The organism is Sporosarcina sp. SAFN-015 (assembly GCF_051966875.1).
Taxonomy (GTDB): domain Bacteria; phylum Bacillota; class Bacilli; order Bacillales_A; family Planococcaceae; genus Sporosarcina.
On record NZ_JBQCKP010000012.1, the window covers coordinates 1 to 14873 of the forward strand.

Here is a 14873-nt window from a genome sequence, read left to right on the forward strand (position 1 = left end):
TTTGAATTTATTTACAGCAAGTCGACTGGTAAAAAATGAAAGTAATAACTTTTTACGGTATCCGTGCAACGCTAATGGGCAGTGTCTGTGTAAGAAACATTTATGACAATTCAATAATCCGCATAAAAAAAGTAAGAAAACCTTTTGATTATTGAATCGAATCGTTTTCTTATTTTTTTTATTCAATTGTAGTGCATAGTCAAAATAGATTGCTGCATATGCACTTGAAATAGATCTGAAGTAAAGGGAGTATAAAATCCACTTTGAAAGACAAATTAAAGAGTGGGTTGATTTATAGATTTCTTGAGAAGAGGTAAAGTCGATGACTAAAAAGAGTGCTAAAGAAGTCAGAATGGGGATAGGCTTAGGGGCGACTTCCGCTATTGCATGGGGTGTCGATACAGTAATCATTGGCATAATTATAGCGAGCACGCCATTTAAAGAAGCTATAACTCTTGCTCCAATTATAGCAGCATTCATGCATGACTTTTTCTCCTCGATTTGGATTTCGTTATTTATGATAATTAAGGGTGAATTTATAAATGTCTTAAAGGTTTTTCCAACGAAGAGCGGCGCTATTTTAGCTTTAGGCGCACTGTCGGGAGGACCTCTAGCGATGAGTTTTTACTTTCTTGGGATTCAAAATGCCGGGGTGACATACGCGGCAAGTATTGCGTCTATATTTCCTGGCATAGGGGCCGTGCTCGCATATTTCTTTTTGAAAGAAAAAATGAACAAAAAGACTTGGTCGGGCGTAGTGTTGAGTATTATCGGGGTGATTGTACTGGCATATGTACCGACAAGGTTTGATGCTGAAAGCAATTTCTTCATAGGGATTTTGTTCTCTTTAGGTGCCGCCATCTTTTGGGGCCTTGAAGGTGTCATTGGTGCATGGGGAATGAGAGGCAAAGAGGTCATCCCTCTATACGCAATTAATATTAGACAAATTACTTCAGCTCTCAGTTATGGAATTATACTCGTCCCGTTGCTGCATGGCTATCCTTTAGTATTTGAGGCGGCGACGTCCAGCGTTGTATGGGTCATCGTTATCGCAGGTCTATTAGGAACTGCTAATTATTCTTTATATTATTCGGCGATCGACAAAATCGGAGCTGCAAGGGGACAATCATTAAACAATACGTATGTATTTTGGGCAATCGCAACTGAAATCGTGTTTATCGGTACCCCGGTTAATTTACAATTTATCGTAGGAGCTATCATCGTAATTTTAGGATCCATTCTCGTATCAGGCAGCGTCAAAAGGTAAAGGCATAGGCATTGACTCCATGCCTTTTTTGGTGCCTGTGCTTGGAACTATTAATTGGTTCTATAGGGAAAATCCTATTTGCACGTATAGTCTGGATAGTTTGCGGCTCGTGGACCGGTTTTGCTATCATTACAGTTGTATAGGCACTAATAATAATTCCTAGAGGTGAATCAATTATGTACCGTAAAGTTGAGGATTTCATAGAAGAATGGGTGAATGCATCTGAAGGAACTGCCAATGTGATTAAAGCAATTACAGATGAGAAGCTCAATCAATCCATCGAAGCAGGTCATAGCACGCTTGGCTGGTTAGCATGGCATTTAGTAGGAGCTGCAGGTGCATTTGGCCACTTTGCAGGATTTAACGTACAAGGACCTGGTCCGAATGATCCGCAGCCAACTAGCGCAAAAGAAATTTCTGATGCGTATGAGGCAATTGCAAAAGCTATTAAGGAACAAGCAATGAAGCTTTCCGACGAAGATTTGCTTGGTGATGTAACGAGTTTTACAGGGCAAACACAACGTGGAAAGCTATTGCGTGGATTGATTGATCACCAAACGCACCATCGAGGTCAAATGACGGTTCTTCTACGTCAAGCAGGCTTGTCGGTGCCACCAGTTATGGGGCCGACAAAGGAAATGAGCATGTAAGAAACAATCGAAACCGATTCTCTATAAATTATAGTGAATCGGTTTTTATAGTAACTGTCATCTTGACAATACGGTCTTCAATTCAAGCAATTCATTAATGACAACATCAGCATGAACAAGTTCATCGACTTGGGCAAAATCAAAATTACAGCCAATTGCTAGGAAACCATTGTCTTTCGCAGCGTTTATATCGGATAGCCGATCGCCTACAACCACGCCTTTTTGGATGTTATAATTCTCTTTTATTGTTTTGACTAAATCACTCTTATTTAACGAGTCGATTTGTTGGATACTAAACGTCTCAGTAACCCAGTGATCTAAATGATAGTAGTCAACAATTGCTTGTAAGTATGCTGTTAACCCATTGCTCGCTATGTAAATCGAATAATCATTCGAAGTAAGATACTCGAAAGTTTCTTTTACATTTGGATATAATGCTCCTTTTCCCAATTTGATGTTTTCAATCAATCTCTCCAAAAAGTAGGCGTCTGTTTGTTCTCTCACTTCCATAGAATGCTCTGGCAATAATGTCTCCCATACTTTTGGCAAAGGTGCCCCCATAATTTCACGGTATGCTGCAATAGGTGTTTCGCCAGTCCAGTACTTCATTGAGCGCAATTTTTCAAAAGCATCGTCAAGAGCAAGCTCTAAAATGTTATCCGTCTGAAATAACGTTCCGTCCATATCAAAAATTATTGATTCCACATTGTTCTACCCTTTCATACCATCATTAACATTCATTATACAGTCAAGTTAGGCGTGAGAGGATGAGTAAGGGGAAATAGATGAATACTAAGCGTGCATAACATTGGAGGGGTAACGATGATCGTCACAATTGAATGGACGTACAGAACACCGAAAGGATTAGAAACCGTCTTTCGTTCCGAGGAAATGAATGCGGCAGATGCTGTCCTCGTTGCGGATGATTTGGATAGGACCGGACGTGCGAAAAACGTGAAGTTCCTTGATAGATTCGACAGCTATTGGACCATTAAGGAAATGAAGGGCTACTTGAAAGGGATTGAAACAGAACCGCATAATATAACCGTTTATTTTGATGGGGGATTCGATTTGGCGACAAAGGCGGCAGGTTTTGGCTGTGTCATTTATTATGATCAGAATGGAAAGTCATATCGCCTAAGAAGAAACGCATCAGTGGAAGAACTCATCTCAAATAATGAAGCTGAATATGCTGCTCTTTATTTTAGCTTGCAAGAATTGGAGCTATTGAATGTCCACGATTTATCAGTCCGTTTTGTTGGGGATTCGCGTGTTGTCATTAATCATCTGAGTGAGGAATGGCCGGTTATTGAAGAGAGTTTGTTCAGTTGGGCGGATCGAATCGAAGCGAAAATGAAACAGCTTGGAATTCGTCCTGAATATGAGCTGGTGTCGCGAAAAGCGAATGCCGAAGCGGATCGGCTTGCTGGCCAGGCATTGAATGGCGTTGAAATTACAGCGACGATTGAAAAAGTACCGGAATAAAAAAAGTCCCCGATAGGGAACGAAGGCTTTTCACATTCATCTATGCCCAATGATCAATTACATTTTTTGCAATCTTTGCATTTAGAATTATCAGCACCACATTTTTTACATTTCGCCACTTCATCACTCCTTTGTAAGCATATAATCAAATTTATTCTATTTCATTTGAAGTTATGCATTGAAATCACTTGCATCAGTAAATAAAGAGCTGGATTCTTCTTAACAGCCGTAACATCATAGTTAGTATACAATGGATTCGAAGCAATTGAGATTGTTCAAATGGGAGGAAATACAATGGAGATTGGTTTAACAACTTTCGTGGAAACGACGCCCGATGTGGAAACTGGTCAAGTCGTCAGCCATGCACAAAGAATAAGAGAAGTCGTAGAAGAAATCGTATTAGCAGATAAAGTCGGGTTGGACGTTTTTGGCGTAGGAGAACACCATCGTAAAGATTATGCGTGTTCATCGCCTACTGTTTTGCTCGCTGCAGCAGCCGCTCGGACAAGCCGAATTAAACTGACGAGCGCAGTTTCCGTTTTATCTTCAGATGATCCGGTGCGCCTTTATCAGCAGTTCGCAACGGTAGATGCCATTTCAAACGGTCGCGCGGAGATTATGGCAGGACGGGGATCATTCATTGAATCATTTCCTTTATTCGGTTACGACTTACAAGACTATAATGAGTTATTCGATGAAAAGCTTGAGCTCTTAATGAAAATTAATGAGTCTGAGAAGGTTACATGGAATGGAAAACACCGACCGTCGATTCCTAATTTAGGTGTTTATCCAAGACCTGAGCAGGATAAATTGCCGATTTGGATTGCAAGTGGCGGTACTCCCCAATCAGCGGTGCGCGCCGGTGTTCTTGGGCTGCCACTCGTTCTTGCGATCATTGGAGGCAGTCCGTTGCAATTTGCACCGATTGTCGACCTATATAAGCGGGCGGCAAAGCAAGCGGGGCATGACGTTTCAAAGCTGAAGATTGCTTCGCATTCCCATGGGTTTGTAGGGGAAACGACTGATGAGGCGAAAGATAAATTCTTTCCGTCAACTGCACAGGCGATGAATGTGTTAGGGAAGGAACGCGGATGGGGACCATATACGCGGGAGACGTTTGAGGCAGCGAGCAGCTTGGAAGGTGCATTGTATGTCGGCGATGCTGAAACAGTTGCGAAAAAGATCATCTTTCTCCGTAAAAACGTCGGAGTTGAACGGTTCATGCTCCACGTACCTGTCGGCTCCATGCCGCATGAAGAAGTTATGAGGGCGATTGAATTATTGGGAACAGAAGTGGCACCACTCGTTAGAGCAGAGATTGATCGATGGGAGAAGGAAACGCAGCAATAAGTGATATATCGAAGTAGTAAGGAGAAGGAAAATGCAAAAGTTAACGAAAGTATCAGAGCGCATCTATTATTTGCCGCCTGTCCAAGAAACGGACCGACCGATATTAGGCGCGGTTGTGGGAGACGAAAAGACGATTCTCATTGATGCGGGAAACTCATCAAACAACGCCAAGTTGTTCCTTCAGCAGCTCAAGGGAATTGGGGTGGAAGCCGATCTTCTCGTCCTTTCCCATTGGCACTGGGACCATGTCTTTGGCATGCGTGACATTTCCGTTCCAAGCATTTCATATATAAAAACATACGAAAAAATAAAGGAAATGCAGTCGTTATCTTGGGAAGACAAAGATTTAGATGAGCGTGTTCGGGCAGGAACGGAAATTCCGTTTTGTGCAGATACGATGAAGAAAGAATTTGGCGATGAGCGGGATATTCAAGTCCAACTTCCTACGATTGTTTTCGAAGATCGAATGAATGTTCATTTAGGTGGAGTGACTTGCGAAATTGAACACGTTGGCGGGGACCACTCAAGCGATTCGTGCGTCATTTACATTCCTGAGGAAAAGGCATTATTCGTAGGAGATTGCCTCTATGCGAACATGTACGCCGAAAAATGGAATTATACCGTTAAAAATACATTGAAGTTAATTGAGCAACTGGAAAAATATGATGCGGATATTTATTTCCTCTCCCATCATCCAGCTCCTTTAACAAAAGAGGCATTCCAATCATTTTTACAACTTTTGAAAAACTGCGCATTGCTTACAAAAAAGCACGCAGGTAATCGAGGCGCAATCCGTCAAGAAATGGTGGAGAATCTGCAACGCGACCTGAACGAAGAAGAATTAGAAACAATCACCTTCTTCGTCAACGGCCACTAATTTTTATTTATTTGTCTCTTTGAAATCAATTTTTTTGAGTTGGCCGGTCTTTGTTATGAAGGTTATGGTGACAAAGACACCAAATTCATGTTGGTCGTCTTTTAGCCATAGCTTGAACTTTTCGATTGTTGTATTGCCTTGAGTTTCGCTCCCAATATGCAAGTAATCAATGACATTTGCATTGGGATATTTTTGCTTCGACTCTTTTACAGCAAGCAACCCCCATTTGGCATATGCAGGGACTTCTACTTCTTGTTGGACTAGAATGATGCCAGGTGCAAATGTCGCGGATGTATTTACCGACATCAAAAAAACAAGTGCTATAAGAAAATACTTCATTTGATTTCAACTCCTTTGCCAGTCTCAGTTGTTATAGGATGAGTCATTTATTCAGTTTCATTCTGAAGATGCAGGAATGAGATAGAGTTTTTAGTAAACTGATTCGTAGATTGTATGAATAGGAGCTGCACTTATGAAAAGGTTAGTCATTATTACAGTCGGCAAGACCCATAGCGGCAAGACCACTTTTGCACGGAATTTAGAGCGAACGCTAGTCAACTCCATTGTGATGGATCAAGATAACCACGGAGCATTCATCAACACATATTACAATAACTTGCAGCCGAAAACAGGGCCGAATACGCTTAAGCACTCCATCTCACAGCTCATTGTTAATTATGCAAAAGAGCATAGTGACTGCCATCTAATTATTTGCAATTCAAATCGAAGTCGCCAAGGCCGAGCATATTTACTAAAGGAATTGTTTCCGGGAAATGAGTTTATCCGTATTCTCGTGCACTTTGATTTGCCGGATCATGTCCTTCATTCACGCGTTACGAACAGTGAACGCGCCACGAATATATTTAGGAGTGCCTCTAATTTTGTGCAAGTGCTTGACCGGCAAAATGCAGATTCACTAAAGGCGGATGTTGTAGATCCTGTAGAAGGTGAAGCGGATCATTTATTTGTAATAAAAGACAGCAGCGAAGTGGACAACGTTATCAATAGAATTGTATTAATAGAGAAAGATTTACACTAGAAGTTGACCCGTATAGTTCTTTAAAGAACGGGAATCTTAAAGCCAATATACTCAATTGGAGGATTGGCGGACATGAAAAATCTAGTGCTTATTGGCACACTTATTCTAGCAATCGAAGGTATTATTATTCCCGCTAATGCTATGGTCATTGATTCCAACAAGAAAAACACAGTACAGAACGAAGCACTTTTTGAGGAAATAAAATCTTACAGTAAGCAGCATGAAATCAAACCAATTGATGCAAAAGTGGACAGGGTGTGGAAGGCGATGCCTGGGTATAATGGATTGCGGGTCGATGTTCAAGCGAGTTATGAAAAAATGAAAACAGCAGGGAAATTTGACGAGACGAAGCTCGTTTACGAAGAAGTGCCACCGTCTGTGCATTTAGACGACTTGGAACCCCAGCCGATCTTTAGAGGGAATCCGGAAAAGCCGATGGTCTCTTTAAATATTAATGTTGCTTGGGGAAATGAATTTATTCCTCCTATCCTTAAAACTCTCAATGATCACCAAGTGAAGGCAACATTTTTCTTCGACGGCAGTTGGACGAAAAAGAATCAGGAACTGGCACAGATGATCTACAATGAAGGTCATGAAATCGGCAACCATGCATACAGTCATCCTGATCTTCAAAAACGCTCCAGAATCGACACGATGGAAGAAATCTCAAAAACGAATACAGTAATCGAGGAAACAATCGGCTTCAAGCCGAAATGGTTCGCCCCGCCAAGCGGAAGCTTCAATCAGCAAACTGTCGACGTCGCGTACGAACTAAATATGAAAACTGTGTTATGGACGGTCGATACAGTTGATTGGAAAAAACCTGCACCATCCGAAATGGTTAGGCGTGTCGTGTCGCAAGTTGAAAACGGCACGATGATCCTCATGCATCCTACCGAGCCAATCGCACTAGGATTGGGAAAAATGATTGCCGATATCAAAGCGAAAGGTTATCAGCTCGGGACGGTCAGTGAATTGATGAGTGAGAAACGGGTTGATTGAATAATCCTATAGAAACGGAAATGTTTACTTTAAGCCATCACTTTGGAATGAACTTGCATACTATGTATCGAACGTTCTAATCATGATGGAGGTATGCAATTGACGAACTTTTTATCATTTACTGGCAGAGTGATGTGGATTGATGACTTCCCAACTGCAACAAACGATCCGCAATTAGGCTGCTATAAGTTATTTTCGCTGTCTGACAGGGACGGTTCGATTGTAAATTTTGTTATTGAACCTGCCACTTATTTTGTAGACTATGTTAAGGTGAAAGTCGGAGATATTGTGACGGGGTTTTATGATGCAGATGCGCCGGTGCCATTAATTTACCCTCCTCAATATCGGGCAGCTGTGATGGCAAGGGATCAACCAAATACTTTTGTGACAGTGAGTTTCTTCAACAACCAATTAATAAGCAGCGACGGCAGTTTAAAATTGAATGTATCGAGGCAAACAGAAATTGTACTGGAAAACGGGCAAGACTTTAATGGCAATCCTGCAAACCGCGATCTAATCGTCATCTACAGTACTTCAACAAGAAGCATTCCAGCCCAAACGACACCACATAAAATTATCGTGCTTTGTTAAAGCCACCCATGATGAAAGAGCCAAACGCTAGGCGATTGGTTCTTTTTATTATGTTAAAATTAAGCTCCAACAGCCTAAAGGGTCAATAACTACATCAAAACAAGAAATTGGAACCGTTTCGAAAACGCCATATAAATGGTAAAATAGAAGAGTTGTAAATTTTTTAAGGGAAGTGTTATAAATGATTGGTCGTAATGATCCTTGTCCTTGTGGCAGTGGAAAGAAATATAAAAAATGTTGTCAGTCGAAAGAGACTGTTTCCGTAGAGACAGTTCAAATGGAAGAATTGGAAGGGGTACTGCAAACATTTTATGATGTGTATCCTGAGCGGAAAGATATCCCGGAGTACTTGGAATTAGCGAATGAATGGAAGCGTTCATTAGATACATATTTGCCCGAAGAAGAGATGGTTGAAGCGATTGTGTTGGATGAATTCTTTTTCCATCACCGTCCGGACATTTGGACTGGATACTTGGACAAACAAAAGAAAAAACAGTTGCGTCCTTCCGTATTGCGGGTAATGGACACTTGGCGGCAACCGCAAGCAATTATTGGTGAAGTGATTGATGTTGAAGGAAATTACATTTCAGTGAAATCGATCTTTGCTGACGAAGTCATCAGGTTGCGCCGGGAAAGTGAGAAGCCGGTGCCAGTGGGCGTCCACTTATTCTGCTTCATGTTGCCTGACGGTACAGGAGTGGAAGGACAATATTTGGCCGTGTCGAGCTTAATCTTCTTCCCGACAGATCACGCGGATGTATTCAAAGAATTTACGAAGAAATTTGCGGAAAGTGAGGAACAAGATATCAGCAATTTCTTACAAGAAAATGCGATGGATTTTTGGAAGTTGCTTGGTCAAAACGGATATCAAGGCGGCGAGTTCACGGAGTTCGAAGCCGGCGTATTGCTCGATGCAATGGATTTTCTCGAAAAACATGACCGCATGTCTAGAAAGTTATTGGACGTCGTCGAAGACTTTTTAGTGGAACAACAACCGAATGCTCGTAAGGAAACAGCGATTGCAGCTGGGGCGATCCGATTCGGGCAAGAGAAGTCGTTTTTCGAGCCGCTATCTATGACGTTGAAAGAAATCGCTGAGTGGTTCGATGTTTCCCCTTCTTCCATGAACAAATATTACAAGGAATTGGATGCTTATTATAGCTCCAAAGTTATGAATTAAGAAAAATACGGTCCACCTATTGCCTTCAATAGCAATAGGTGGACTTTTTAGAATCTTTCATTATTACTGGAAGATTGGTAGTATTAAGTGGTGAGATGATTTAGTAGAGCAAAGGGGATGGGAAAATGGCAATGCCAACGCATATTGTCGCTTGCGGTGCGCTCGTCGAAGATGATGGTGGAAATTTACTAATCGTAAAAACGCATCACGGGGGATGGGTATTTCCAGGCGGACAAGTCGAAGTGGGTGAAAACTTAATGGATGGCGTCATTCGGGAAGTGAAAGAGGAGAGTGGCATCGATGTAGAAGTGTCCCACTTGATCGGCGTGTATACGAATTCGGCTATTTATAAATGGTATGACGGAGTGACTGACGTTCCGACGAAAGTGATGTTCGACTTCGCTTGCAAGCCGGTCGGCGGGGAGTTATGCACGTCAGAGGAAACATCCGATTGCAAGTGGGTTCCTAAGGATGAAGTACTGGATTATATTACACAACCGGCGATACGGGCACGCATTGAGGAGTATTTCAAATTTGACGGAAACGTGGAGTACCAAGAATATGTTACACATCCGGAGTTTAAACTGAAATTGAGCAGGAAAGTGTAGCACCGTTGAATGGACAAAAAGTACGAGTTTGCTAGTTTTCATTTACAATAAAAAATTCTTCGTCTATACTGATGGCAACATAACTAATAACTACATACCGTTTTCTGCACTAGGGGTGCCCAATTTTGGCTGAGATGCGAGCAATAGCTCCGATCCCTTATGACCCGATCAGGATAATACCTGCGTGGGGAAGTGTAGTGGCTTTCCGATGGTTTCATATTGGAGAAGTGCTACATCTTCCGGGATGTAGTTTTTTTTATGAAAAATTTTCGGGAGGTCGAAGGAAATGGAATGTGGTTTAAGTCCAATCGTCGGATTTCGTTTTTCGTTATATCCGATGGCAGATGATTTTGTAAGTGTAATTAAAGGAGCACTGGAAAAGACCGACACGTCGAATGTGTGGATGCATACGGATGATGTATCGACCGTCATCCGAGGAAAGCAAGTCCATGTATTTAACGTTGCTAAAGCGATAGCATTGCACGCTGCGAAAACAGGCAAGCATATTGCGTTATCCGGTACTTTTTCGGCGGGATGCCCAGGTGATACTGCTGGCGATGCGTATTTGGACAAGGCCGATGAAGTGGCCAATACGGATGGGACAAAGCAATATGTGTCCTCACAATTTGCGCTGTATCCAATGAATAATCCGGCGTATATGGAAATCATTTATCGCGAAGTGGACAGGGCGAAAGAGCAAGGCGTCTTTAATGAATCGATGCATTATGCGAGCGGCATCCATGGGGATATTCATGATGTATTTGCATTTTACGAAGAGGCTTTCAGCAATGCGCGCTCTGAAGAACATAAGCATCTCGTTATGACCGTCTCGATGAGCATAAATAGTCCGTCGCACGGAGGACTGTAACATGTTGAAATCATGGAAGCTGAAAGAGGTCGTCCTCATGTCTTTGTTTTCGGTCGTGTTCGGGATTATTTATTTGCTGTTTTTGCATGTCGGGAATATTTGGGCGGGGTTCATTGGGCCGATCGCCTATGAATGGATTTTCGGTATTTGGTTCATCGTGTCGATCATTTGTATGTATATTATTCGGAAACCTGGGGCGGCTGTCATTTCGGAAACGATTGCAGCTGCCATCGAGGTACTGTTAGGGAATGCAGTTGGTCCACGATTGATTCTTGCAGGTATCATTCAAGGGCTAGGTGCCGAGGCGGCATTTGCTGCAACGCGCTATCGTCGGTTTGATGTATGGGTCTTAATGTTGGCAGGTGTCGGTGCATCAGTGTTCAGTTTCACATATGGTTATTTCTTAGGTGGATTTACTGTGTTCAGCACAGGCTATGTCCTACTCATGCTTGGCATCCGGATTCTCAGCGGAGCAATGATTGCGGGAATTGGCGGCAAAGCGGTCGTCGACGGATTGCTTGCAACAGGCTCGCTCCGCGGATATGCCATTACACGTGCGAAAAAAGGTGAGGCCCGTGCATGAAGTAATCCAGTTTGATAACGTAAGTTTTCGCTATCCCGATGACGATGATTGGATATTTGAAGATCTATCATTCTCCGTTGGAAGCGGAGAAAAGGTTGTCATTACAGGGCCAAGCGGAAGCGGCAAAACGACGATGCTCTATCTTTGCAACCGGCTGTATCCCGAAAACTGTGATGGAATCGTAAAAGGCACTGTTACGTTATTTGATAAAGAAAGCAAGTCTTATTCTCCTGGTGAAGTGAATCACCGGATTGCGACTGTTTTTCAAGATCCTGATGCACAGTTTTGCATGCTGACTGTCGAAGAAGAGCTTGCGTTCACGCTTGAAAACTTAAAAGTAGATCGCGCAGAGATGGATAGGCGGATACAGGACGTTTTGGAGCTGACAGGATTGACCAATTTCCGTCATTCCGTTATTCAACAGTTATCCGGCGGGGAAAAGCAGCGGATTGCGACGGCATGCGCATTAATTATGGAGCCGGAAATTCTTCTGCTCGATGAACCGATTTCCCATTTGGATCCGTATACCGCAAAACAGTTCATCATTTGGCTTGATGAGCTTCAGCGGAAACGGTCTTTGACGGTGTTGGCGATCGAGCATCGACTTGATTTATGGGGCGATTTTTTCGATCGAGAAATTCAGTTGGAACAAACGGCTAGTGCGATTCCAATGATGAAAAGGGCAAGCAGCAAACAGGAGTCACAAGCATTGAAGGCAAATAGAGTTAGTACTGATTTTTTAAAAGAAGTTTCTTTCACATTAAACAAAGGTGAAGTGACAGTCCTCGCAGGTCCGAATGGAAGTGGAAAATCGACGTTATTGAAAGCATTATGCGGATTGATTCCTGCGAATGGAACTGTGCACCCTTCCCATGTCGGATATGTGCCTCAATCACCGGAATTTTTATTCGTGACGAAAACAGTACGGGAAGAAATCGCTTTCGGAGGAGGTACTACTGCAGATGAATTGCTTGAACGGTTGCAATTGACGAAGGTTGCGGATGCCCATCCGTTTGCTGTGAGTCATGGACAAAAAAGAAGAGTGGCGATTGCCGCTATGCTATGCGATGGCAGAGAAATTATTATGATGGATGAACCGACATCAGGCCAGGATGCCGCTTCCATGGTGGAACTGTTCCGGTTGATCGACGAGCGTGCAAAGGAAGGGACGACCTTTTTGATCGTCACCCATGATATGGAGTTTGCTTTTCATGTGGCGGATTCGATTTTAATAATGAAGGATGGGGCATTGACAGGGAAGTTTAATGCCGATGAAGTATGGCGGGATGTTAAGTTGCTCGCTTCGCATCGTCTGCTTCAGCCGAAAGGGTGGGTCGATCGTGAACTCTGCTTTGCATAATATGAACCCTGCCGCAAAGTTCATCGTCGTTACGATTTGTATGTTGACGATGGCGTTCTTTTTCAATCCGTGGACCCCGCTGTTCATGTGGGTCGGCGTGCTAATCGTCCAGCTGCTGTTCAGCCGAATCGATTGGAAACTGTGGATTCTGTTCATGATTCCGTTCTTTATTATGGCATTCGGTTACTTTTGGACGACGCTCGTGTTTGCCGAAGACAAGTCGGGACCCGTTGTACTATCGATTTGGTCAATTAACATCACGGAAGTCCAGTTAAATCATGCATTGTCTTTAAGTTTTCGTGTGCTCGCATTTTCCGGATTGTCATTGCTATTCGCGTTGACGACAAATCCCGTTTCATTCATTTTAAGCTTAATGCAGCAAATGAAGCTGTCACCGAAAATCGCGTACAGCATATTGGTCGGGTATCAGTTCCTGCCTGTCCTGAAGGATGAATTTGTGCAAATCCAACAAGCTCATCGTCTAAGGGGCGCCATGCAAGAGAAAAATGTGGTTCATCGGCTATTGCATTTGAGGAAAATTCTCCTTCCGATGCTTGCAGGGGCGGTCCGGAAAGCAGAACGGGCGGCATTTGCAATGGAAGCGAGGGGGTTCACGGGAGAAAAAAGGAAAGACTTTTATAAGATTGTTCGTGTCAGCAAGTTGGATGGTTATTTGGTTAGTCTCTTCATGTTACTGCTCGTAGTAAGTTGTACAAGTACTTTGTATATAAAATAATGTGCGAGGGTCCCACTTGGAGTGGGGCCCTTTTGCCGTTCATTTCCATATGGTATAGTTTTTCTTATAGAAATTCTGAAAATCGTTCAGAAAAGGGGAAATCGCATTATGATTGATGTAAGGGAATTGAAGTTGGAAAAAGGGAGAAGAGTCATCATTACATCGGATGTTCATGCAAATCTTTCACTGTTCCAGGAATTGCTTGCGAAAGTAAATTATACGACGGACGATTACTTATTCATTAACGGAGACCTTTGTGAAAAAGGGCAGGACAGCTTGTCGACAGTTGGATTTGCAAGGAAGCTTATCGCTGAATCGGACCGGGTTTTCATTACAAAAGGGAATTGCGATGTCGTCCATGACTACGTATTCAATCACGTCGAAGGCATCAAAAACTATATGCAGCAGCGCAAGAACTCTATTTTGAATGAGATGATGTTTTCTCACGGGAAGACACTTGATGATTTTGAAACGCTTCAGCAACTTGGAGAATTTTATCGAACTCATTTCGGTGAGCTGCTTGACTGGTTGGATGAACTGCCGATTGCTTATGAAACAGACGATTTCATCATCATCCATGCAGGAGTAGAAGACATTCCTGATTGGAAGGAGACGAGCCGTGAATTTGCTCTGTATACGCCAGCATTTTATGAGAAAGAGCATCAGGCGGATAAGCCGGTTATCGTCGGTCATTGGCCAGTCGTTAATTACCGAGCGAATGCAGTTAGCTCGAACTGTCCTCTTATTGATTTAGAGAAAAAGGTAATCGCAATCGATGGCGGCAATCAAATTAAAAAAGACGGTCAGTTAAATGCGCTTATTATTGAAGGAGAAAACATTACTTATACATACGTGGATGGTTTGGAAGAAAAAACAATTACACGAAATCATATTGATGAACTGGGGCGGGTTGGAACGGTCACCTATCCGAACTATGAATTGCGCGTACTTCAAGAAGATGATCATTTTACATTATGCGAAAATGTGAATCTTAGTATTAAGCAGTGGATAAAAAATGAATTTATTCATGAAGGTAATTGCAAAAACGACTTGAGCACGACTTTTTTATCTGTTGAAAAAGGACAAAGCGTTTCCATCGTCGATGATCGCCATGAAGGATATACATTAGTGAAGTCATGCGTTGGCGAAGTTGGGTGGATTCCAAACGATTGCCTAGTATAATACGTATGCTTCGAAGGCTGATGCCTATCGAAGCTTTTTCTTGTGGACAAAGGTCATGATTGGGAACAACTCAAGATTGAAAACGTCAAGCTCTT

At 42.6% G+C, this 14873-nt stretch carries 18 protein-coding genes and 1 riboswitch; of the genes, 15 read left to right on the forward strand and 3 right to left on the reverse strand.

Features of this window, described 5'->3' with window-relative positions; translation table 11 throughout:
- Positions 1–480 (reverse strand): hypothetical protein (locus ACTHPA_RS16895; RefSeq protein ID WP_440502030.1); only part of this gene is annotated, 480 nt, incomplete at its 3' end.
- Between ACTHPA_RS16895 and ACTHPA_RS16900 the strand changes: the two genes are divergently transcribed.
- Together ACTHPA_RS16900 and ACTHPA_RS16905 are read left to right on the forward strand one after the other, a co-directional pair.
- Positions 410–1267, forward strand: coding sequence for a DMT family transporter (locus ACTHPA_RS16900; RefSeq protein WP_440502022.1), 858 nt, complete (start codon positions 410–412; stop codon positions 1265–1267). The genes ACTHPA_RS16895 and ACTHPA_RS16900 overlap by 71 nt on opposite strands.
- 176 nt (positions 1268–1443) lie before the next feature.
- Positions 1444–1917 carry a DinB family protein gene (locus ACTHPA_RS16905; protein WP_440501905.1) on the forward strand — a complete coding sequence of 158 codons (474 nt, stop codon included), beginning with the start codon at positions 1444–1446 and terminating at the stop codon, positions 1915–1917.
- Positions 1918–1974: 57 nt separating this feature from the next.
- Here the strand turns inward: ACTHPA_RS16905 and ACTHPA_RS16910 are convergent, their stop codons facing one another.
- Complete coding sequence (locus ACTHPA_RS16910) at positions 1975–2601, reverse strand: HAD family hydrolase (protein ID WP_440502024.1); 627 nt, start codon at positions 2599–2601, stop codon at positions 1975–1977.
- A 138-nt stretch (positions 2602–2739) separates the two neighbouring features.
- Between ACTHPA_RS16910 and ACTHPA_RS16915 the strand changes: the two genes are divergently transcribed.
- The 3 genes from ACTHPA_RS16915 (at position 2740) to ACTHPA_RS16925 (ending at position 5629) form a co-directional block, all read left to right on the forward strand.
- The gene (locus ACTHPA_RS16915) at positions 2740–3402 is read left to right on the forward strand and encodes a ribonuclease H family protein (protein ID WP_440501907.1); all 663 of its coding nucleotides are present in this window, start codon (positions 2740–2742) and stop codon (positions 3400–3402) included.
- Positions 3403–3696: 294 nt separating this feature from the next.
- On the forward strand, positions 3697–4752 hold the full coding sequence (locus tag ACTHPA_RS16920; protein WP_440501909.1) for an LLM class flavin-dependent oxidoreductase: 1056 nt from the start codon (positions 3697–3699) through the stop codon (positions 4750–4752).
- A gap of 31 nt (positions 4753–4783) precedes the next feature.
- Positions 4784–5629 carry an MBL fold metallo-hydrolase gene (locus ACTHPA_RS16925; RefSeq protein WP_440501911.1) on the forward strand — a complete coding sequence of 282 codons (846 nt, stop codon included), beginning with the start codon at positions 4784–4786 and terminating at the stop codon, positions 5627–5629.
- A 3-nt stretch (positions 5630–5632) separates the two neighbouring features.
- Here the strand turns inward: ACTHPA_RS16925 and ACTHPA_RS16930 are convergent, their stop codons facing one another.
- Positions 5633–5968, reverse strand: a complete 336-nt coding sequence (locus ACTHPA_RS16930; RefSeq protein WP_440501912.1) for a DUF3889 domain-containing protein — start codon at positions 5966–5968, stop codon at positions 5633–5635.
- A 133-nt stretch (positions 5969–6101) separates the two neighbouring features.
- Here ACTHPA_RS16930 and ACTHPA_RS16935 point away from each other — a divergent pair, with 133 nt between their 5' ends.
- The 10 genes from ACTHPA_RS16935 to ACTHPA_RS16980 all read left to right on the forward strand — a co-directional run bounded on the left by ACTHPA_RS16935 (position 6102) and on the right by ACTHPA_RS16980 (position 14778).
- Positions 6102–6668, forward strand: coding sequence for an ATP-binding protein (locus tag ACTHPA_RS16935; protein ID WP_440501914.1), 567 nt, complete (start codon positions 6102–6104; stop codon positions 6666–6668).
- Positions 6669–6740: 72 nt separating this feature from the next.
- Positions 6741–7670, forward strand: a complete 930-nt coding sequence (locus tag ACTHPA_RS16940; RefSeq protein WP_440501916.1) for a polysaccharide deacetylase family protein — start codon at positions 6741–6743, stop codon at positions 7668–7670.
- 99 nt (positions 7671–7769) lie between these two features.
- Complete coding sequence (locus ACTHPA_RS16945; protein ID WP_440501918.1) at positions 7770–8261, forward strand: hypothetical protein; 492 nt, start codon at positions 7770–7772, stop codon at positions 8259–8261.
- A 181-nt stretch (positions 8262–8442) separates the two neighbouring features.
- Positions 8443–9441, forward strand: coding sequence for a YecA family protein (locus ACTHPA_RS16950; RefSeq protein ID WP_440501919.1), 999 nt, complete (start codon positions 8443–8445; stop codon positions 9439–9441).
- Positions 9442–9566: 125 nt separating this feature from the next.
- On the forward strand, positions 9567–10049 hold the full coding sequence (locus ACTHPA_RS16955) for an NUDIX hydrolase (RefSeq protein WP_440501921.1): 483 nt from the start codon (positions 9567–9569) through the stop codon (positions 10047–10049).
- Between the two features lie 101 nt (positions 10050–10150).
- Positions 10151–10257, forward strand: a riboswitch (TPP riboswitch).
- 78 nt (positions 10258–10335) lie between these two features.
- A complete protein-coding gene (locus ACTHPA_RS16960) occupies positions 10336–10917 on the forward strand; it encodes a YkoF family thiamine/hydroxymethylpyrimidine-binding protein (protein WP_440501923.1) in 582 nt (193 codons plus the stop codon).
- Between the two features lies 1 nt (position 10918).
- Positions 10919–11500: an ECF transporter S component gene (locus ACTHPA_RS16965; protein ID WP_440501925.1), complete on the forward strand. Its 582-nt coding sequence runs from the start codon at positions 10919–10921 to the stop codon at positions 11498–11500.
- The gene (locus ACTHPA_RS16970; RefSeq protein ID WP_440501927.1) at positions 11493–12860 is read left to right on the forward strand and encodes an ABC transporter ATP-binding protein; all 1368 of its coding nucleotides are present in this window, start codon (positions 11493–11495) and stop codon (positions 12858–12860) included. Before ACTHPA_RS16965 ends, ACTHPA_RS16970 begins: the two co-directional genes overlap by 8 nt.
- A complete protein-coding gene (locus ACTHPA_RS16975; RefSeq protein WP_440501929.1) occupies positions 12841–13596 on the forward strand; it encodes an energy-coupling factor transporter transmembrane component T family protein in 756 nt (251 codons plus the stop codon). Before ACTHPA_RS16970 ends, ACTHPA_RS16975 begins: the two co-directional genes overlap by 20 nt.
- 108 nt (positions 13597–13704) lie before the next feature.
- A complete protein-coding gene (locus ACTHPA_RS16980) occupies positions 13705–14778 on the forward strand; it encodes a metallophosphoesterase (protein ID WP_440501930.1) in 1074 nt (357 codons plus the stop codon).
- The last annotated feature ends 95 nt before the right edge of the window (positions 14779–14873 follow it).

Coding starts and splice junctions, on each gene's coding strand:
- ACTHPA_RS16920 (WP_440501909.1), top strand. CDS start 3,697: ATGGAGATTGGTTTAACAACTTTCGTGGAAACGACGCCCGATGTGGAA.
- ACTHPA_RS16950 (WP_440501919.1), top strand. CDS start 8,443: ATGATTGGTCGTAATGATCCTTGTCCTTGTGGCAGTGGAAAGAAATAT.
- ACTHPA_RS16930 (WP_440501912.1), bottom strand. CDS start 5,968: ATGAAGTATTTTCTTATAGCACTTGTTTTTTTGATGTCGGTAAATACA.
- ACTHPA_RS16935 (WP_440501914.1), top strand. CDS start 6,102: ATGAAAAGGTTAGTCATTATTACAGTCGGCAAGACCCATAGCGGCAAG.
- ACTHPA_RS16925 (WP_440501911.1), top strand. CDS start 4,784: ATGCAAAAGTTAACGAAAGTATCAGAGCGCATCTATTATTTGCCGCCT.
- ACTHPA_RS16905 (WP_440501905.1), top strand. CDS start 1,444: ATGTACCGTAAAGTTGAGGATTTCATAGAAGAATGGGTGAATGCATCT.
- ACTHPA_RS16955 (WP_440501921.1), top strand. CDS start 9,567: ATGGCAATGCCAACGCATATTGTCGCTTGCGGTGCGCTCGTCGAAGAT.
- ACTHPA_RS16915 (WP_440501907.1), top strand. CDS start 2,740: ATGATCGTCACAATTGAATGGACGTACAGAACACCGAAAGGATTAGAA.
- ACTHPA_RS16940 (WP_440501916.1), top strand. CDS start 6,741: ATGAAAAATCTAGTGCTTATTGGCACACTTATTCTAGCAATCGAAGGT.
- ACTHPA_RS16965 (WP_440501925.1), top strand. CDS start 10,919: ATGTTGAAATCATGGAAGCTGAAAGAGGTCGTCCTCATGTCTTTGTTT.
- ACTHPA_RS16910 (WP_440502024.1), bottom strand. CDS start 2,601: ATGGACGGAACGTTATTTCAGACGGATAACATTTTAGAGCTTGCTCTT.
- ACTHPA_RS16960 (WP_440501923.1), top strand. CDS start 10,336: ATGGAATGTGGTTTAAGTCCAATCGTCGGATTTCGTTTTTCGTTATAT.
- ACTHPA_RS16980 (WP_440501930.1), top strand. CDS start 13,705: ATGATTGATGTAAGGGAATTGAAGTTGGAAAAAGGGAGAAGAGTCATC.